Annotated in this window: 17 protein-coding genes; 15 read left to right on the top strand and 2 right to left on the bottom strand. The window is 31.3% G+C overall.

Annotated elements, in window-relative coordinates; genetic code table 11:
* Positions 1–7: 7 nt before the first annotated feature.
* The 3 genes from ACFSQS_RS02640 to ACFSQS_RS02630 are packed head-to-tail and all read left to right on the top strand — an operon-like array spanning position 8 to position 3,236.
* Positions 8–1,108 (top strand): EpsG family protein, encoded by a 1,101-nt coding sequence (locus ACFSQS_RS02640; protein ID WP_388013659.1) that lies wholly within the window; start codon positions 8–10, stop codon positions 1,106–1,108.
* A complete protein-coding gene (locus ACFSQS_RS02635; RefSeq protein ID WP_388013657.1) occupies positions 1,105–2,091 on the top strand; it encodes a glycosyltransferase family 2 protein in 987 nt (328 codons plus the stop codon). Before ACFSQS_RS02640 ends, ACFSQS_RS02635 begins: the two co-directional genes overlap by 4 nt.
* Positions 2,092–2,108: 17 nt before the next feature.
* Positions 2,109–3,236: a glycosyltransferase family 4 protein gene (locus ACFSQS_RS02630; RefSeq protein WP_388013654.1), complete on the top strand. Its 1,128-nt coding sequence runs from the start codon at positions 2,109–2,111 to the stop codon at positions 3,234–3,236.
* 623 nt (positions 3,237–3,859) lie between these two features.
* Here ACFSQS_RS02630 and ACFSQS_RS02625 read toward each other — a convergent pair.
* Complete coding sequence (locus ACFSQS_RS02625; RefSeq protein ID WP_388013651.1) at positions 3,860–4,891, bottom strand: glycosyltransferase; 1,032 nt, start codon at positions 4,889–4,891, stop codon at positions 3,860–3,862.
* 362 nt (positions 4,892–5,253) lie between these two features.
* Here ACFSQS_RS02625 and ACFSQS_RS02620 point away from each other — a divergent pair, with 362 nt between their 5' ends.
* Together ACFSQS_RS02620 and ACFSQS_RS02615 are read left to right on the top strand one after the other, a co-directional pair.
* Positions 5,254–6,111, top strand: coding sequence for an ATP-grasp fold amidoligase family protein (locus tag ACFSQS_RS02620; RefSeq protein WP_388013648.1), 858 nt, complete (start codon positions 5,254–5,256; stop codon positions 6,109–6,111).
* Positions 6,112–6,286: 175 nt separating this feature from the next.
* Complete coding sequence (locus ACFSQS_RS02615) at positions 6,287–7,141, top strand: ATP-grasp fold amidoligase family protein (protein ID WP_388013644.1); 855 nt, start codon at positions 6,287–6,289, stop codon at positions 7,139–7,141.
* A 68-nt stretch (positions 7,142–7,209) separates the two neighbouring features.
* Here ACFSQS_RS02615 and ACFSQS_RS02610 read toward each other — a convergent pair whose 3' ends face one another.
* Positions 7,210–8,979 (bottom strand): NosD domain-containing protein, encoded by a 1,770-nt coding sequence (locus tag ACFSQS_RS02610; protein WP_388013641.1) that lies wholly within the window; start codon positions 8,977–8,979, stop codon positions 7,210–7,212.
* Between the two features lie 491 nt (positions 8,980–9,470).
* Here ACFSQS_RS02610 and ACFSQS_RS02605 point away from each other — a divergent pair, with 491 nt between their 5' ends.
* The 10 genes from ACFSQS_RS02605 (at position 9,471) to ACFSQS_RS02560 (ending at position 21,113) form a co-directional block, all read left to right on the top strand.
* Positions 9,471–10,916: an MBOAT family O-acyltransferase gene (locus ACFSQS_RS02605; RefSeq protein ID WP_388013638.1), complete on the top strand. Its 1,446-nt coding sequence runs from the start codon at positions 9,471–9,473 to the stop codon at positions 10,914–10,916.
* Between the two features lie 10 nt (positions 10,917–10,926).
* On the top strand, positions 10,927–11,877 hold the full coding sequence (locus ACFSQS_RS02600) for a hypothetical protein (RefSeq protein ID WP_388013635.1): 951 nt from the start codon (positions 10,927–10,929) through the stop codon (positions 11,875–11,877).
* 48 nt (positions 11,878–11,925) lie between these two features.
* Positions 11,926–12,933 (top strand): GNAT family N-acetyltransferase, encoded by a 1,008-nt coding sequence (locus tag ACFSQS_RS02595; RefSeq protein ID WP_388013632.1) that lies wholly within the window; start codon positions 11,926–11,928, stop codon positions 12,931–12,933.
* 49 nt (positions 12,934–12,982) lie between these two features.
* Complete coding sequence (locus ACFSQS_RS02590) at positions 12,983–13,936, top strand: GNAT family N-acetyltransferase (RefSeq protein ID WP_388013629.1); 954 nt, start codon at positions 12,983–12,985, stop codon at positions 13,934–13,936.
* Positions 13,937–13,943: 7 nt separating this feature from the next.
* On the top strand, positions 13,944–15,137 hold the full coding sequence (locus ACFSQS_RS02585) for a GNAT family N-acetyltransferase (protein ID WP_388013626.1): 1,194 nt from the start codon (positions 13,944–13,946) through the stop codon (positions 15,135–15,137).
* A 9-nt stretch (positions 15,138–15,146) separates the two neighbouring features.
* Positions 15,147–16,319: a GNAT family N-acetyltransferase gene (locus tag ACFSQS_RS02580; RefSeq protein WP_388013623.1), complete on the top strand. Its 1,173-nt coding sequence runs from the start codon at positions 15,147–15,149 to the stop codon at positions 16,317–16,319.
* 2 nt (positions 16,320–16,321) lie between these two features.
* Complete coding sequence (locus ACFSQS_RS02575; RefSeq protein ID WP_388013620.1) at positions 16,322–17,506, top strand: GNAT family N-acetyltransferase; 1,185 nt, start codon at positions 16,322–16,324, stop codon at positions 17,504–17,506.
* The gene (locus ACFSQS_RS02570) at positions 17,493–18,701 is read left to right on the top strand and encodes a GNAT family N-acetyltransferase (RefSeq protein ID WP_388013617.1); all 1,209 of its coding nucleotides are present in this window, start codon (positions 17,493–17,495) and stop codon (positions 18,699–18,701) included. Before ACFSQS_RS02575 ends, ACFSQS_RS02570 begins: the two co-directional genes overlap by 14 nt.
* An 18-nt stretch (positions 18,702–18,719) precedes the next feature.
* Positions 18,720–19,862, top strand: a complete 1,143-nt coding sequence (locus ACFSQS_RS02565; protein ID WP_388013614.1) for a GNAT family N-acetyltransferase — start codon at positions 18,720–18,722, stop codon at positions 19,860–19,862.
* 156 nt (positions 19,863–20,018) lie between these two features.
* Positions 20,019–21,113 carry a hypothetical protein gene (locus ACFSQS_RS02560; protein WP_388013611.1) on the top strand — a complete coding sequence of 365 codons (1,095 nt, stop codon included), beginning with the start codon at positions 20,019–20,021 and terminating at the stop codon, positions 21,111–21,113.
* The last annotated feature ends 6 nt before the right edge of the window (positions 21,114–21,119 follow it).

Here is a 21,119-nt window from a genome sequence, read left to right as displayed (position 1 = left end):
TTAGGGCATGATAGAACTTATACCTTTAGAATACTATTACAGAGTTTTTTTATATAGTGCCTTTGGTATAGCATTAATTACATTGTTCCATACTTTTTTACTGCAATTAAATGAGCAAAAAAACATAAGGTATATTAACTTTATGGGGCACTTTATATTGATTTCTTTAACATTGTACATGGGACTTCGCCCCATTAGCGGTAAGTATTTTGTAGATATGGCTACCTATGCCAGAATTTACGAAAGCTATGCCATGGGTGGCGAAATTACAATTAAAGACGATTTGTTTTTTCATCAATTAATGAAAACCTGTTCGTATTTTATATCGACCACAGGTTTTTTCCTGTTATGCGCCATTATATATATTGTGCCTTTGTTTATAGCCTCTAAACGGTTTTTCTCAAAATATTGGTTTTATGCCTTTTTTATGTTTGTGGTATCGTTTTCGTTTTGGACCTACGGCGTTAATGGCATAAGAAACGGCATGGCAACTTCGCTATTTATTTTGGCCATTTCCTATCGCAACAAAAAAGCCATACTAATAGCCTTATTGGTGCTTTCTTGCCTGTTTCATAAAACCATGCTCTTACCAACACTAGGGTATGTTTTTACCCTTTTTGTTAACAACTCCAAATGGTATTTTTATGCTTGGTTACTGGCTATCCCATTATCGTTAGCACTTGGTAGTTTTTGGGAAAATTTATTTGCCCAACTGGGGTTTGCAGACGATAGGTTAAGTGGTTATTTAACAGGAGATAGACACGAAGCTTTTGCAAATACCAGTTTTAGGTTCGACTTCCTGTTTTACAGCTCGTTTGCAGTAGTTAGCGGCGCATACTTTATTTTTAAAAAGAAATACAAAGACCCCTTATTTATACAACTGTTTAATATATATTTAACGGCCAATGCATTCTGGATATTGGTTATTAGGGCAAACTTCTCAAACAGATTTGCTTACCTGTCTTGGTTTTTAATGCCGCTTGTTATTATATATCCCTTTATAACAGAACGCTTCTTTAAAAACCAGCACACCGTAATAGGTAAAGTGCTTTTGTTTTATTTTATGTTCACTTATTTTATGTTTATTTATTACGAATATATACAATGATTAAACTAAGCATAATAATACCCATGTACAATGTGGAGCAATACTTAAAAAAATGTGTGGCTTCTACTTTTAACCAAGGCTTAAGCGAAAGCGAATTTGAAGTTATTATGATTAACGACGAGTCGCCCGATAATAGCTATGCTTTGGCCAATAAAATAGCAAAACAGCATAACAACATTAAAGTTATATCGCAAAAAAACAAAGGCTTAGGCGGTGCCAGAAACACAGGAATACAACATGCCAAAGGCCAGTATCTGTTATTTTTAGATGCAGACGATTACCTTTTGCCCAACGCATTTAAAAATATAACCGATCTAGCAATTAACAATACTTTAGATGTTTTAGAGTTTGGAAGCCAAGGCGTACTACCCAATGGCAAAATTACCTATACGGTTGCCATGCACAGCAAGGGTGAAATTTATAGCGGCGTAGAATATTTTAATAGGTTTAAGTATATGAATTCTGCCTGCAACAAATTGTATAACCGTAAGCTGCTTATTGAAAATGAAAACCTATTTTTAGAAAAAATATATATTGAAGATTTTGAGTTTAACACCCGGGTATTTTATTACTCTAAAAAAGTTATGGCCATAGATACAATTGGTGCACATTATTTGCAATCGCCAGATTCCATTACAAGAAATACTAGCGAGCAAAAGAAAGAAAAAATGCTTCAGGATTTAATACAGGTTTTAAAAATAACAAAAGCTTTTAGCCAAAAAAAAGAACAAAATCAACAAAACAAAAACTATTTTAATTACCGATTATGCTTTATTAACGTTACTATATTTTATCAACTATTAAAAAATAAAAAAAGTTACAAAGCCTTTATTAACCTAAAAGAACAATTAAAAAAAGAAAACCTTTTTCATGTAAAACATCCTTTATCTGAACCCTCAAAAAACCTGTTCAGAAAAACGTTTTTACATCACTTTTGGTTATTTAAAATAACACAGCCATTACAACATATTTTGTTTAAGTAAGCACAACGCATTTAGTTATGAAAAAGAATATTTGCTTTATAGTATCATCGCCATATACCTTCTATTTTCTGAAAACCCATTTTGAAAAACTTATAGAAGAATATAACATCTATCTTGTTGCCAATATAGACCACAAAACCAAGCATATATTAGATAATTTTGAGCATAACAGTTACCAAAACATATCTATAAACCGCAACATACACTTAATAAAAGACTTAAAGGCTATTTACAAGCTATACAAATACTTTAAAAAAAATAAATTTGATGCTATTCACTCTGTTACTCCCAAAGCTGGTTTAGTTACAGCCATTGCAGGTAAGCTGGCTGGCATAAATACCCGAATACATATTTTTACTGGTCAAGTTTGGGCTAATAAAACGGGCTTGTTTCGAGGCCTGTTAAAAACACTAGATAAAATAATAGTGCGGTTTTCTACACACATATTGGTTGACGGAAACTCGCAAAAACAATTTTTAATAGCAGAAAAAGTACTCAAACAAAATACGGCCATAGTTTTGGGTGCTGGTTCTATCTCTGGGGTAGATTTAACCAAGTTCTCACCAAACCTTAAAACAAGACAGGACTTAAGAAAACAACTAAAACTACCCGAAGATATGGTTGTATATTTATTTCTGGGCAGGATAACCGAAGATAAGGGCGTTATTGAACTTGCAAAAGCATTTTCTAAACTTAAATCTAATTATAAAAATGTATATCTTATTTTGGTGGGTAATGATGAAGGCGCACTAGACAAAATGGACAATATTATAAAAGATAGAACCTATTTCGATTTTATGGGAACAACAGATAACCCAGAAATATACTACCAAGCCAGCGATGTGTTTTGCCTACCAAGTTACAGAGAGGGCTTTGGCATGAGTGCCATTGAAGCCTCGGCTTGCGGAATACCTGTTATTTGCAGCGATGCTTATGGGCTAACAGATACCATAGTAGATAACAAAACAGGATTGCGCCACAAGGTTAAAGATGTAGATGATTTATATTCTAAAATGCAACAGTTGGCAGATAATAAAGGCCTTAGGGAAACCCTTGGAAAAAACGGTGTTGAATATATTTCCGATAATTTTTCATCAGATACCATTACTACAGAATGGATTAAGTTTTATAAAAAACATGTTTAACACTAATTTAGTGATGTAAAGCTACACAAAAAACGAAGTTGCTTTTTTTGTACAAAACGTTACTATTAGTTTGTATAACTGAAGCTACGGACATTGTAATTAAATAAATAAAGCAGAACTTATACCAAATTAACCCTGTAATGCCGCATATAATTCGTTTCTTTTTTGCTTATATTTTGGTATAAAATAAAACCATAACTAAGGCTATGCTTTGATTTTAGTTCACGCTTCTTTTATTGCAAAATAAGGAGTTCTTGAATCTGCGATTTCTATCTCATTTTGAACAAAAAATAATTCAAATTAACAATACGACATTTCAAAATTAAATTGGAATTAAACACGTTTTAAATGCGTACTTGCATAATTTAACGTGAGTTCGATATAATTGTAGTTCATAATCAGTAGGTTGTAAATTTACAAAGTTAAAACTATGTCATTCAGACCAAGAATGAGGAAGAATCTCTATTGAATGAGATTTCTCGTCGCTCTTTCCTCGCTCTGTCGAAATGACAAACAACTGAAAAACAACAAACTAAATTATATAATTATAAATATTTTTAAATCGAACTCACGTTAATTTAATTGGTTAACCTAAAAATAATTTTTTACCACATTACCTTTAATTAATCAAATTGTAGCTGTTTTCTATTTTTCTGCCTGTAAACTGCCCTTAACATATACAAAAAAGGATAAAGTAATAAAGGCTTGTTAAAAATAAACACTAAAAACCTATACTTAAAACCATTATAATCTTCACCTATAAAATGGGTAATGGGGTAAGCGCTAATTAATTTTAAATGGTTTATAACATCTTTAAGTGCTTTAAAAGTCATATTCGATTTTGCAAACCTTATTAAAAAGAAAAACACATAGCCTTGTTGTCTGTTTTTTAGCCGTAATATACATTTTTCGTTATTAACCGTCTCAATTAAATGCGCTAGTTTATTTACCGAAAAAATCAAATCGTCCATATGCTTTTTAATGTGCTTTGGCGATTTTATATGCGTTATGGAATTATCGTTTTGCCTATACCTATGCGCATCAAGCGGAATAAACATAACCCTTTGGGCATTAATAAAAATGCTGGGCGTTATGTAGGAGTCTTGAACAAATTTACGATTATAAAAAGATATTCCGGTACCTTTAAAATATTCGGTTTTAACAATATACCACCACACCTCTGCCCTATAGTTATGGTCTGCTAGAAAATTTATGCCTTTGGTTAGTTTATAATTGCCAACATCTTCAAAGATATTTATATTATGCGGTGTGTTTAGTTGAGAGGATGTGGTATTAACCGAGTTAAAACCCAAAATATCTAAATTGTTGTTTTCCAATATTTTTATTAAACCTTCTAAAACATAATCTGCTAAGTAATCATCAGCATCAAGAAAATAAAGATATTTACCCTTTGCCAATGCAATGCCTTTATTTCTTGCAGCACCATTTCCAGAATTGCTTTGGTTGCATAAAACAATGTTGGAGTATTTTTTTGCATAAGTTTCTACAATAGTTTGGCTACCATCAGTAGATCCGTCATTAACAACAAGCACCTCATAGTCGGTAATACTTAAGTTTTGGTTTAATAAACTATCTAAACAAACGCCAATAAAATCCTTGGCATTATACATTGGAACTATTATGCTAAGAATCATTTTAGATTTATGTTATTAATTTCTACCATTACAAAATATTGCCAAACTTATATAAATTATGCTAAAAACCATGCTGCATTTTAATGAAATTTGTTAACCAAGATAGCTTTTACAATAAAAAATGAGTCAAACTTATTTCGAAAAAATAATTTTAAAGACCAATAGGCAAAATTAACTTACCCAAGCAGCAAATTAAACTATTTAGCTGCAAACATTGTTGTTAATCAATTAAAAGCTACTATACCAACAATATTTTTTTAGATTTGATTTTTTTTATGTAAATTTTACTTTCGCATAAATAAATACAGTTTTTTTTATCAAGCAGCATAAAACCGTAAACCTAATATTTTATATTATTATTCATGAAAAAATACCTATGGCAACATACCAAAGCCCTTTTATCTAAAACCAGTCCAGAGCTCTATGTAAAAAACCGTTTTAAGGCCAATTTAGGCTACAGCCCCAATTTTAAAAACCCAAAAACCCATAACGAGCATATGGCAAAACGGCGGTTTAGCTATACCGAACAAATGACATTGCTCTCTGACAAGATAGCGGTAAGAGACTATGTTGCCAAAAAAATTGGCGACAAATACTTGGTGCCCCTACTTTTTGAAATGGACAGCCTTAGCGAAACCATTTACAATAAGCTGCCCAATAGCTTTGTAATTAAAGCCAACCATGGCAGCGGCTTTAATTTATTGGTTAAAAACAAATTAGATTACAGTTTTGAGAAATTAAAACAAATAACCAACAACTGGCTTGAAACCAAATACCATTTGCTGGGTATGGAACTGCATTACAAAAACATAAAACCCAGACTTTTGGTTGAAGAGTTGCTTTTAGATGAAGAAGGCAAAGTACCCAAGGACTATAAGTTTTATTGCTTTGAAAGTAAAAAATACCTCGGGGTTTACGTTGATAGATTTGTAGATACCCGTGTGGCTTTTTTTGATGAAAAATGGGAACCGGCCGATTATCCATTTATATTCAAAGAAGTAGATGACCCGCGAGAAGTTAAAAAACCAGAGAATTTTGATGAAATGATAACTGTGGTATCGAAACTATCGCAACCCTTTGATTATGTGCGTTTAGATTTATATTCGGTAAACAATCGTATCTATTTCGGCGAATTTACATTTACTCCCGGAGGGGGGATAGATAAATTCAAAACTTATGAGAAAGACCTTGAATGGGGACAATTATGGAATAAAAATTAAGGTTGCCTAAAAAGCTTATTTTGTATTCTGTCTGTTAGGGCACAGTCGAAACCTAACTATTGTTTACCAATAAATTGAAACATTTATACTGTGCGCTCCCAAAGCTTCGGGAAAAACATTAAACTTACTATTTATACAGCATTTTTAGTTAACAATAATATCTAACCAACCAAACATGAAATATTTCTTATGGCAACACACAAAGGCCCTTTTATCTAAAACCAGTCCACAACTCTATGTAAAAAACCGTTTTAAGGCCAATTTAGGCTACAGCCCCAATTTTAAAAACCCAAAAACCCATAACGAGCATATGGCAAAACGGCGGTTTAGCTATACCGAACAAATGACATTGCTCTCTGACAAGATAGCGGTAAGAGACTATGTTGCCAAAAAAATTGGCGACAAATACTTGGTGCCCCTGCTTTTTGAAATGGACAGCCTTAGCAAAACCATTTACAATAAGCTGCCCAATAGCTTTGTAATTAAAGCCAACCATGGCAGCGGCTTTAATTTATTGGTTAAAAACAAATTAGATTACAGTTTTGAGAAATTAAAACAAATAACCAACAACTGGCTTGAAACCAAATACCATTTGCTGGGTATGGAACTGCATTACAAAAACATAAAACCCAGACTTTTGGTTGAAGAGTTGCTTTTAGATGAAGAAGGCAAAGTACCCAAGGACTATAAATTTCACTGTTTTAAAAACAAAATGTACGTAGAGGTATTTGTTGATAGGTTTACCAATAAAAAAGTAGCCTTTTTTGATAAGCAATGGCAAGTTTGCACCTATCCCTGGACTTCCGATGTGGTTGTAGATGATCCTTTAAAAATTAAAAAACCCGAAAATTTTGATGAAATGATAGCAGTGGTATCAAAACTATCTCAACCCTTCGATTTTGTTCGTCTGGACCTCTATTCGGTAAACAACACTACTTATTTTGGTGAGTTTACATTTACACCAGGCAGTGGCATGGATAAGTTTATAAGCTATAACATGGATTTAGAATGGGGTGCGTTTTGGGAATAAAATAAAAGCACCTTGATAAATATCAAGGTGCTTTGTAATATTAATATATATCTATTATTAATAATAAACTAGTTATTTTTTAATATTTGAATACCCTTTGAATTGAAAACTCTAGCCGAAGAATTATTAAAGAAATTATCGTAAACCGTTACTTCAACTTTATCTGGCGTTGTTGTATTTTCGTTAACCGATTCAAAAGAAACTGCATTACCCACTTTTACATCAATATTATTAGAATGAATTTGTACATTTTTCAATACTGAAGTATGGGCATATATACCTCGAGTGTAGGTGTCAGTAGTGTTGGTAATGGTATTACCATAAATTTCGGTATCTCTAATTTGGTTTGGTACAAATATACCTTTACCAGCATTTTCAATAACATTATCGTAAACCTTGGCTTGTTTAGCATAAAGTGTTATACCGGTGCCATAGCCCTTAATTATGTTACCTGAAATCTCATTGTTGTATGTGGTTTCGGTATTGGCAACCCCACCACCAATGGCATTACTGTTTAAATGCTTTTCAGAAGTTCCCGTAATTCTGTTATTTCTTATTTTAACGCCTTTAGCAAGAGAATAACTAATGCCGTTTTCGGTCTCGTTATTTTCAATAACAGTATCGTCGCCAATGGCTACAATAATTGCAGACCTTGCACTGCCTTTTTCAATATTGTTTCTAATAATAACATCTCTAACAATTTCATAGTATATGTAATTGCCGTTATCGTCTATACCACGTAGCGCTTCAATATCAATCCCCGCTTTTGGATTGGTTCCTAATGATTTATCGGTATCTATACCTGCATTTAATATCTGGCAATCTTCAACAATAACATTGTGTGCATTTACAATAGATATGTTGTTTCTTCTACTTTTATCTAAAATACAGTTTTTAATAACAATATTATTAGATGGGTCGTAATCTGGGTTAAACGAGAAGCCTCTTGCTTTAACCATAATGGCATCAGCTGTAGAATTATAGAAATTTACACCATCGACTACCACATTTGCAGCAGCTTCTAATCTCAATAGATCACTATCTTGACACCATTCTCTTCCGCCACAAGTGCTGTAATCGTGCTCGTCTCTGTCGCCGTGTAAGTTACCGCCGGTTATGGTAACGTTGGATTCTTCATAAACCGCTAATAAAGTAAAATCTGTAAACCCATTAGGCTGTACTCTTAAATGGGTATTGTCAGTCATTACTAAGTTAAAATCTGAAGGTATAAAGATATCTCCCATTCTAAACTTTGGAGGGAAGTTATCTTCTTTACTTACTAGAAAATAAGCATCCATTTTGTCGATTTTAAAAGTGTTTATGCCCATTTCTTTGGATTGGGTAAATATATTGTTTAAGATGTTCCTGTTGTTTAAGGCTACTTCATCTGAAACTTTACCTTCAACGATTCCCCATCTGCTAGGAATAAATTGAAAACTAGGATCTTTTAACAATGGAGTGGTTCCAGCGATAGTTAATGTTGAATTTAAAAAATTACCATCGAAAGTAGAGCCACTTGAGAAATTAAGTGTACCATTGGTTATATCGCCGCCTTCGTAAACAATAGTAACATTTTCTGGTAAATTAATGGTTTCTCCACCTAAATCCATAATACAGTTTATTACAACGGTAGAGTTGGCCTGCACATCGTTTAATGTAAAATCGCATGGTAAACTCGTGTCAACTGCTGTTGGAGTTTCTGGATTATTGGTGTCTTCATTGTTTGGGGTTTCTTCTTCAACCACAACGGGTTCAACAAATAATTCTTCTTGGTTGCAAGACATCATCGATACCATTAGCAATCCTGTAAATAAAAAAGTTTTCAAAATCGTTTTCATAATTCTTCTGTGTTTAGGGCATTAAATAATTTTCAATATTAATTCATTTTCTAATAAAAACCGTTGAAGCGTTTGTTTTTTTCGACGAAATACATTCTGGACAATACTAATATCCGATTAAATACATTTTTTGTCGATAAAGTGAAGTTTCGCTTTAACAATTAGTTCTTATATACGAGTAAAAATTAATTTTGGATTTCCCTCTCTAAAATTAAATTCCGACAAAAATAGGATTTTATCGGTGAAGTGCATGTAATTGTTAATAACTTTTTGTTGCTTGTTAATAAGTTAAATAATTAGTAAACAAACACATACAAGCGAACATTGTGGGTAAAGACCTTAAAAGTTAACAATAATAAAAAAGCGGAAAAATAATTCTGTTTTTATCTTTTAGACTTAAATTTTTACTTTTAGTCTTATTTTATAACCAACATAGCTTATAATTAATTATGTTCGCAAAACCAAAAACAACCTACTAAACTGTTATATAGATGCTATTCAACTCTTTTGAATTCCTTCTCTTTTTTCCGATAGTTATTATAGGGTTTTACGCTTTACCCCATAAGTACAGGTGGTTATGGTTGCTTTCTGGTAGTTATTTTTTTTACATGGTGCACGAACCAGAGTTGATTATCCTGTTGTGCATTTCAACGCTTGTAGATTACTATTGCGGCATTAAAATGTACAAATCACATAGCGCGACAATAAAAAAACGATACTTGGTATTTAGTATTATAACCAATGTTGGGATCTTGTTTTTATTTAAGTATTTACTTTTTTTTACAGATAACCTAAAATCGTTTTTGGGCTTTTTTGGGGTTGAACTTCTTTCAGATGAGTTGGCGAGCTCGTATAACTTTACCAATATTTTATTGCCCATTGGCATTAGTTTTTACACCTTCCAGACCATGAGCTACTCGTTTGAGGTTTACAGGGGCACCGTTAAACCCGAGAGGCATTTAGGTAAATTTGCGCTTTATGTGGCGTTTTTTCCGCAGTTGGTAGCTGGCCCTATTGAGCGCGCTTCTAGGTTATTGCCGCAATTAAAGCAAAAGGTAATTGTTAATATTCCCGATATAAAAAAAGGGCTTATTATTATGGCATGGGGCTTTTTTTTAAAAGTTGTTGTAGCAGACCGCTTGGGCGTTTATGTGGATGAGGCCTTTGCAAATCCGGATTCGCCACACAATATAGCTTTAATATTAGGAAGTATTTTCTTTTGCTTTCAAATATATTACGATTTTTCGGCCTATACCGCTATTGCCATTGGTGCTGCTAAAACCATGGGGTACGATTTGATACAAAACTTTAATCGCCCGCTTTTTTCAACGTCTATGGCTCAGTTTTGGCAACGTTGGCATATCTCTTTTACGCAATGGCTTAGGGAATTTTTATACAGACCGCTAGTAAAACACTATAAGCTTAACAGGTTAACGGCCGTATTTATTGTGTTTTTTATTAACGGGTTATGGCATGGTGCCAATTGGACTTTTGTGATATGGAGCCTCTTAAACGCATTTATCTTGGTTTTAGAGATTGCAACCAATTCTAAACGGCATAAATTATTTAAAAAACTAAACATCCCAAAATACATAACAGGATTTTTTGGTTGGGCTTTTTGCTTGGGCTACATGGTTTTAACCTTAGTGTTTTTTAGATCGCCTTCGTTAGAACATGCCCTTTTGTACCTAAAAAACATGTTTAACTTTGGCAGCATGCATATTAATATTGTTGGCAATTATTTTGAGTTGTTTTTAAGCCTAATGCTTATTTTAATTGTGCAAACCATACATTATTATAAAGGCAACAGTAAAGTTTACGAGCTGGTTACCCAACGCCCTAATTATGTACGGTATAGTATGTATCTGGGTTATATTTTAATTATCGTGCTATTTGCCATTAATAGGCAAAATACGTTTATTTATTTTCAGTTTTAATGTCTTAAAAATGAAGTTTATACTTAAAATATCGCTTTTTTGTTTGTTGCTAATGGCTACCTATTTATTTTTTGTAGATAAACTCTCTGAAGGCTATGTGGATCAGTATTACCACAAATTCACCCAAGAATCTGGGAGTTTAATTTTAGGGCTGTCAAGAGCAGACCAAAATATAGCACCAAAGGTATTAGAACACGAACTTAGAGCCTTGAAATTTGATATGCCCATTACAAATTTTGCTATTAATCTGGACCATTCTGCTTATGGCCAACTCTATTTACAAGGCATAAAAGATAAATTAAACCCTAAACTTAACAACGGGCTATTTATATTATCGGTAACTCCGGGTGCTTTTACAGCGCCTTTAAAAATGGATGATGAAGCTATTTTTAATTTGGATAAAAAGGGGGTTATCGGTAAAACCGCAAACCTAAAGCAAAGCCCAAATTACGATTACATAATTAACAATTATGCCAACCCTTTATACAATGGAATAATAAATCTAAATTCGTGGAACCACCATATTGCACACGATAACGGATGGAATGAATTTGTGCTGGTTAGCCATTCAGATACGTTAAAACATGATGATATGCTGTTTTGGAAAACACAAACTATTAAGTATTACAGAAAAAAAAACGAACTGTTAGAAGTTTCAAAATACCGCATCAATGGATTTGTTGACACGATTGAATATTTAAAAACCAAAGGTCATGTTTTTATGGTGAGATTGCCTGCTGATGCAGATTTTATAGAGTTCGAAAATTCAAATTGGCCAACTTTCAATCAAGAATTTGATAGCATTGCAAAACACTACCAAGTTCCTTTTTTAAATTATACATTACAAAATACCAATTATAAAACCTACGATGGTTCGCACATGCTTTCTCAAAGTGCAAAAGCCTATACAAAGCAATTAAGCACAGATATTAAAAAAAATTTATCGAAAAACAAAGAATGATTTTGCACTTATAACTTTATCTTTAAATCTCGTTATTAAATAACAAAAATGAAAAACAGTCCGTACTTAGATAATCCTTTTAAAACCATTTGGCTAAAACACTTCAATGAAAGTAAGACCGATGTTTCGTTTTCTTTTTTTAATAATTTAACTTTTGTTAAGCATAAAAACCGAACAGTATATCAAAACACGGGCAAAACCAATACAAAAGGCATAAGCTATAAACTAAGCCACCCAAATACAGAAGATTACAAAAAAAGCGTGTTTATAGTTTATGATGTTTATCATTTTTTAGATACCAACCCACCCAAAAGCGACACCTTAGGTTTTTATAAAATAAAACAATACCCGGGGTATATCTGCGACTTAAAAAACTACAATGGCTTGCAAGACTATATGGCGCAGATAATAAGCAGAAAAAGCCGCTATAAATTTAAAAGCTACAAAAAAAAGCTGGAAGCTGCACATAACATACATTACAAAATGTATTTAGATGATATAACTCCCGAAGCTTACCAAAGCCTTTTCTCTGATTTTAAGCGTTTGTTAAAAAAACGGTTTTTAGATAAAAAAACAGTAAACAACAATTTAAATCCAGACGAGTGGGCTTTTTACAAAGACCTTACCTACCCCATGATGCTAAAAAAACAAGCCGGATTATTTGTTGTTTACAATAACAACAGCCCCATAGCCATAACACTACTTAATTTTTCGGGCAGCAAAATGCTGGATGTTATTAGGGTTTTTGATATCGATTATTCTAAATACAGATTAGGCTCTGTTAGTATTATGAAACAGTTGGAATGGTGTTTTAAAAACAATTTTGAAAGTTTAGATTTTTCAAAAGGGTATTTTGAGTACAAAAACCGATGGGCCAACAAACCCTACTGGTTTGAATACCATATATATTACGATAAGCAATCTTTTAAGGCGAAACTATATGCCAAAATGTACAAAAGCATTTTTGCTTTTAAGTGGTATCTTAGAAAACACGAAATTACACATTTAATACACCAAATAAGTTTTTTATTGAATAAAAAGAAATATGCCGAATAAATAAGCTGTAAACTTTTCTGGAAAAAAAACAAGGTTAATCAATTTAAAGATGCTTCATAAAATTTTCGCTTTTCAGAGCAGTCGTTTAATTTTCGATTTGTTTTTAGAACATAAGATAAATTCATTTTATGAATCTAGTATTTTAAATACACTTTCTAAAGAAAAATTTTCGGCAAATAACAGCATCTTCAGTACCCTAAAACAAGTTTATATTGTTAAGGACGTCCCAGATTATTTAAAGCTAAGCCTGCTCAAAAAACATCCAAACCTAAGGTTTAAAAAAGTAAAACAATACCATGGATACTTGCTAAATATTGAAAACAAGCAAGATGCAATACATTATATTAACAAAAACTTAAATAGCAGAAACCGAAAAAATTTATACGCTAAAAAAAGAAAGCTATACAATAATCATAACATTACAACAAGCGTTTATTATGGAGCCATTAGCGCGGGCGATTACAACAATATATTCGATGCATTTTATGTCCTATTAAAAAATAGATTCGACGAAAAAAAAATACACAACCGCTATTTATCCAACTGGAAAGCCTTACAAGCTTCAACCTACCAAAAAATTTTAGACAAAAAAGCCTCGTTACATGTTGTTTTTGATGGTGCAAAACCTATAGCAATTACTTTAAATTTCCATATAAACGATATTGTTTTTAGCCATATTCAAACCTATCATGTTAACTACTCAAAATATAATATGGGCGATATTTGCATGCATAACCATTTGGAATGGCTTATAAAAAACAAGTTTCGTTTTTTCGATTTATCCATGGGCAAAACCTATAACAAAGAAAAATGGAGCAACCATAAATATACGCTAATGTACCATGTTTTTTACAACAATGCCTCTGTAATATCTAAACTATGTGCTAAAATTACAGTTAAAGAATTACAGTTAATGCAGTATTTAAGAGATAAAAACATTGTTGGTAAGCTTATAAATATGGATAGATTTCTTTACCTACTAAAAGGAAGACGCCTAAAATAATAGAAGAATGCTAAAAAAAACAAAACCAGAAACTTTAGATGTTTTAAGCACTTTTCTTGAAAAAGACGAGGCCTTGCCCGTTTACAGCAAAATTGTAAACAGCATTTCTGGTACATTACTTTACAAAAACAAAGCAGCAAACGCACAAAACAATGCCAATCTATATTGCATTTACGACTTTCCGGGTTATTTAAAAGGATCTGTAACCAAAAAAGGCTGGAAACTAAAAAGTATTAATACTTACAAAGGCTCTTTAATTCTTTTAAAAAACTATAAAAATGCCGAAGATTATTTAAAGCATAAATTTAGTTCGGGCAGAAGATCAAAATTTAGAACCTATAAAAAAAGACTGGAATCTTGTTTTAATATAGAATACAAAACGTATTTTGGCGATATTGAAAGAGATGAATACGAATTGTTATTCGAGTCTTTCCATAATCTAACCAGAAAACGCTTTTTAGAAAAGAAAATACAGAATTACGATTTGTCGCGTTGGGATATTTACCACAAAATCGCATACCCACAAATTAACAACAAACAAGCGGTTCTGTTTGTTATTTACAGCAACAAAACCCCAATTAGCATTTGCTTAAACTTTGTAAGAGGCAATACCATGTATGGCTATCTTAGAGCCTACGATATAGATTACTCGAAATTTTACATTGGCTTTACAGATTATATAAAACAACTGTATTGGTGCTACACCAACAATATCGAATTTTTAGATTTATTAAAAGGAAGCTATCCTTACAAATTAAGACTAATTGATACGCAATACCATTTTCAGAAGCATATTTTATACAATTCCAATTCTACACTCTCTACCCTATCGGCAAACTTTATAATTGCCAAAACCCAAGCTTTTTATATTTTGGTTAAGGGGTTAAAAAAATTAAATTTTAATGTACTGTATTACAAATTTATAAATTACAAATACCGAAATAAAGAACTAGCAAAAGCTAAAAACAAGACACTCAATATAGTTACAAGCACAGTTAAAATGCCTGAAAAAGAAACGCTAGTTAAAATAAACATTAACGACGAATCATTGCATTTTTTAAAACGAACAGTGTATGATTTTTTATATTCAAATCAAGAACACATAAATGCTGTTAGCATCTTTAAATATAAAAACGAGTTAAACTCTTACTTAATAAAAGGAAATAAAAACATACAAAAAATAACCATTAACCACGCTTAGTTTAAACAAATGCTAAAAGGAATAAAACTTATAAAATACAATGTTTTAAACTCTTTTTTGGAGAAAAAAAAGCCTTTTCCCATTTACAGCAATGTTGTAAACAGCTTTACCAATACCAGTATTTATAAAGCTAAAGCTGCAAACATAGATAGCGACAAAAACATATACTGCATTAGCGATTTCCCCGATTATTTAAAAGCAGAACTAAACAACAAAAACTGGAAGGCTAAACGTATTAATACCTTTAAAGGCTCGTTAATTTTTTTTAAAAACCACGAAAATACCCAGCAGTATTTAAAAACCAAGTTTAATACCCCTAAAAGATTCAGGATTTACCAAAGTAAATTAGAAAACTGTTTTAATATAGAATACAAAAGTTTTTATGGCGAAATCTCAAAAAAAGAATACGATTTTCTTTTTGATGCGTTTTACAAGATGCTTAAAAAGCGATTTTCAGAAAAACAAATTAAAAACACCGATTTAGACCGTTGGGATACTTACAAAGAGATTGCTTACCCACTAATTAACAGTAAAGATGCCGTTTTGTTTGTAATTTACGACAACGAAAAACCTATAAGTTTATACCTAAATTTAATACAAAACAAAACCATTTACGGCTACATAAAAACCTACGATATCGATTATTCTAAATTTTCGGTTGGATTTACCAATTTTATACAACAACTGCGTTGGTGCTTTGAAAATGGTTTTGAAGTTTACGATTTACTAAAAGGAAATTACCCCTACAAAAACAAGCTAATCGATACCGAGTTTTATTACCAAAAACATGTTATTTATAACTCTAAATCTCTTTTTGCCGTTATTTGTGCAAACATAATAATTGCAAAAACCCAGGTTTTTTATGCGCTTGTAAATGGTCTTAAAAAATTTAATGTCGATGTTTTATATCACAGCATCACAAGTTTTATACATAAATTAAATACCCGCGAAACCAAAGAAAACCTTATAATTGTCAATAATATTGAGTTAACAACAACAGATAAATTATGCAAAATTGATATAACCGATGAGTCCTTTAGCTTTTTAAAAAGAGCAGTTTACACCTTTTTATACCATAACAAAGAATCGTTAAAAACCGTAGAGATTTTTAAGTTTAAAAACAAATTGAACACGTTTTTTATAAAGGGCAAAAAGAAAAATCAGAAAATAGAAATCAAATAATTGTGGGCAACGTAAAAAACATAACCTTCTTTAAATCCTTTCTTTTTGAAGATAGCTTACCTCCTATTTACAATACAGCCAGTGTTGATGATTTATTTTTTGAAAACAAAAAAAACAGCCCTTTTAGTATTACAAATTCTGTAATTAAAGTAAATGATGTTCCAGATTATTTTAATCTTGAAACCGTAAATTGCCCACAAAAAATAGTTGTAAAAAAAACAAAAACAATACAAGGGCATTTGGTTGAACTAAGCACGTTTAAAACTATAGACGCTTATTTAAAGTCTAAATTTGGCTCGAAAAGCAGATCGAACCTAAGGCGGTATAAAAACCGATTGGAAACCTGCTTTAATATTAAATATGTTTCTTATTATGGCAACATTTCAAAAGAAAAATACAATAGCCTTTTTAAAGTTTTAAAAAGCTTACTGGTACGGCGGTTTGCCGAAAAGCAAGAAACCAATTACGAACTGCAACATTTTGATGAGTATTATAAAACCATTTACAACTTAATTGCGAACAAAAAAGCCAGTTTATTTGTAATATACGATGGCGAAAAACCCATAAGTATAAGAATTAATATGTTTAAAAATAACAGAGGCTATTACATTTTAAGCGGTTACGATATCGATTACTCTAAATTTCATTTAGGCGCCATTGATATGCTAAAAAATATTGAATGGTGCATAAACAATGGCTTTAAAGTTTATAATTTGCTAAAAGGCTACGATTATTACAAAACAAAATGGGCTACTAAATCGCATTATTATTACAATCACATCGCTTACAACTCTAATAAAACAAGCACTTTGCTATTAGGCCAATACCTTTACATTAAGGAACAATTAAAATATAAATTCTACAATGTTTTAAAAAGGTATAATCTAATTTCGAAATTGAAAACCTTCAAGCAAACTATCTTTAGCATTTTAGGTGGCGATGGCACAAAAAAAATAACTGTAAGTATTTCTGATTTTTATGAAGCTGAAGCCTATAAAATTATTGAAATCAATATTGAAAAAAACAATGACTTTGCTTTTTTAAGAAAACCGGTTTACGATTTCCTTTTTTTAAACAACAACTCTTTAAACAACCTAACAATATTAAAATTAGCAGATTACACAAACAAATTTGTAATACATTCAAAAGGCAAAAAAAAATTAATAACTGTAAATGGCATTACCTAATAAAAATATAGAAGTCAGTTTTTTTTTAGACCTCTTTTTTAAAGAAAAGAGTTTTCCTTTTTTCATAAAAACAATAACAAATACACTTTTAAAATCTGTTGTTTATAAACGTAACGCAATATCGACTTTAGATTTAAAAACCTATGCCATAACAGATATTCCCAGTTATTTTTCTCTACAAATAGACGAAGAAAATGCGAATATCAAGTCGGTTAGCGTTCCGCTTTACGCGGGATTTTTAATAAATCTTTCAAACTTCGCAAACCTAGAAGATTATTTAAACAATAAGTTGGGCCGACCAAGAAAATCGCAACTCAAAAGGTACAGAAAACGATTGGATTTATGCATTGCTCCAAAATATAAAATTTTTTATGGCGCGATAACAAGAGAAGATTACAAACTCCTTTTTAAAGAACTTCTTTTAATCACTGAACGCCGCTTTATTCAGAAAAAAGAATTAAATTTTGAGTTGCCTTTTTTAAAACTATACGAAGATATGATGTTTGACATGGTATTAAAAAAACAAGCGGCAATTTTTGCAATATACCATGGTGATAAACCCATAAATATAACACTAAATTTTATTGATGGAGAAACCATTTTCCATTGGAACAGTTGCTATAATATCGATTACCAAATGTTTAATTTGGGGCATATAAACATGGTTAATCATTTAGAGTGGGCTTATAACAATAACTTTAAGTTATTTGATATGAGCCGAGGCGATTTTTTGCACAAAAGAAAATATATAACCGAAAGCTATATGTACAACAAAAGCATAATTTTTAACTCAAAATCTGTGTTTGCAACTATTATAGCGCGCTTTACAGCGTTTAAGTTAAAGTTGCGCTTTAAATTAATTGGCCTGCTAAAAAAAATTAATTTTCATAAGCTTTACGGTTACTACGCCAAGTTAAAATTTAAAATCAAAAAACCTAGTGCTGGTGATACTTCAGAAAATAAAATTATTGCAGATTATAATTTACCCGAAATCCACTTGGTTAAAAACCTAAAAGAAATCGATTTAGATAACAAAGAATTTAGCTTCTTAATACAAGCACGCAATTACTTTTTGCACAAAAGCCAAGAATTTGTAAATGATGTTAAGGTATATAAAGACTTAAAAAATGACCAAATATTTTATTTTAAAGGCATTAAAAAAAATCAAAAAACAACCATCCAAAAAACATCATAAAAGCTATTTATTATCAAAATGAACCCAAAAAACAAAATACCAATATTTCCTTTATTATTTAAAAGTGATGCCATAAATAAGCTCTATGAAAGCGTGGAGTATTTTGATTTAAAGGTTACTAACAAAACGCTAAAATCCAATTTCAATATTAATGAAAACAGCATATATTCGTTTAAACTAATACCCGAATATTTTAAATTACAGCTAAGAGATTCTAGTTTTAAAACTCATATAGTACCACAATATAACTGGGGTTATTCTATTTTACTGAACCCTTCAGATTCAATAGAAAGCTTTATGCAGCGCCAATTCAATTCAAAAAAAAGAAACATATTTACCAGATACGTAAAACGTTTGGAAACTTGTTTTGATGTAAACTATAAAATGTATCATGGCGAAATAACAAAACCAGATTACAACAAATTAATGCAATCGCTTTATAGCATGATTATTAGCCGGTTTAAAGAGCGTAAAGAATTGCATAAAAACCTATACGAGTGGGAGTTTTTATTAGAACATACCTACGAAGATATTATAAACAAAGAGGCATCGTTGTTTGTTATTTATAATAAAGAGCAGCCTATAGAAATATCGTTAAACTATCATTTCGATAAAGTACTGTTTAGTTATATATCGTCTTACAACATAGACTATTCTAAATTTGGTTTGGGCCACGTTGAAATTTACAAGCAAATAGAATGGTGCGCCAAAAACGGTTACAGACTTTTTGAAATGGGCGTGGGCGGTATGGATTACAAGCGCAGATGGAGCAACAATATATACAGGTACCAACATTATATTGTTAACAAAAACAGTACTGCTAAAGTTAAAATGATGCTATTTAAAATTAGGCTTAAAGAATACCTTAAATCCAAAGGTGTTAACGAACTTAATGCTAAGCTAAAAGGCATTTTTAAAACCAAAGTTACCAAAAGCCCAACAGCTTATAAAATAGAAGAAAGCGTAACTTTTAAAAAACAACAGTATAAAGAAATTGATTGTAACGATAAACCCTATCTGTTTTTAAACAAGCATATTTACAATTTTATTTACAATACCGCAGACCATTGCAACAAAGTAAAAGTTTACAAAAACAAAACAGAACATGCATTTATAATACAAGGAGAAAAACAAGGCCAAAAAATTACTTTTACCAATTAAACAGTAACGTTTGGTCCCTTAAAAAAAACAGTACGATTTTTTATCGCAAAATCTAGCAATACAAAGAGAAAGTAAACGGAATGCTAATTTGTTTAATATATTTGCAATCAACAATTAAATAACATAATAAGCTATTTAATTTAGTAACACTAATTTATGCAAGACATAAAAATTACGGCACTAACCAAAAGCATGCTGGCTGATGCTTTAGAACAAAATTTGTATTGGGATGCCAAAAAAAAAGTGGTTCCGTTTTCTAAACCAAAAGCCAAATGGTTGCTAAAAAACGAACGCATAGAAAATGACGATGTTTGTGCTATATTAGGTTACGAAAACGATGAGTTGATTTCTTTTATTTATTTGGTACCCGATTATTTAAAAACTAAAAATGGCTTAAAAAAAGTGTTTTGGAGCAACAGGTGGTGGGTACATGAAAAATACGAAAACTCGGTGTTACCAACCTACACAAAAACCTTATCTCTTAATGCTACAAATAAGCAAATTCTTGTTAGGTACGTGGGCTCTGAAACCATAGAATATTACAAAAAACAAACCTTTACCAAATTTGGCAAAAGAAATAAATATATTTTTGTTTTTAGTTTAGATTACCACCTCATAACAAACAAAATAAAAGCCTTAAAAACAGTATCGCCTTTATTAAAAATAACAGCTAGATGTTCTCACTTTTCAATTGCTGTATTCAACAAACTCAAAATATACAAAAGCAAAAAAAGCATAGCATATAAGTATCTTGAAACCATAGATGATAACGACTGGGAATTTATAAAAAAACATTGCGAAAACGATTTAATACCAAAATCAAAATCATACCTAAATTGGCAAATTGATAACCAGCAATATCTGGAAACCAGTACAACCAACAAAGCACCTTACAAATGCTTGTTAAGTAGTGTGTCGCATAAAATACACAACCGTAGTTTCTTGGTTATAAACAAAAACAAAACCATTGGGTTTATTTCTGTGCTAATTAGGGACAATGAGTTTATAGTACGTTATTTTTTATCAAACCAAACCAATTACAACCTCTGCTTAACAGCGCTTATGGATCATTTTATAACTTCTAAATGCACATATATATTAACAGACGATGAGGTTTTGGGCAAACATATAAAGCTAAAATTCATGAGCACCTATGTCAATATAAAAGAACAGTTTTCTTTAGCTCATGATACAATCGATTTTAATTTTGATGGTGCTATAATGAAACAACAAGATGGTTATTTCGAATAAAATACA

Source organism: Gelatiniphilus marinus, assembly GCF_042684345.1.
GTDB lineage: Bacteria > Bacteroidota > Bacteroidia > Flavobacteriales > Flavobacteriaceae > Gelatiniphilus > Gelatiniphilus marinus.
This window is presented reverse-complemented; position numbering and strand designations above follow the sequence as displayed.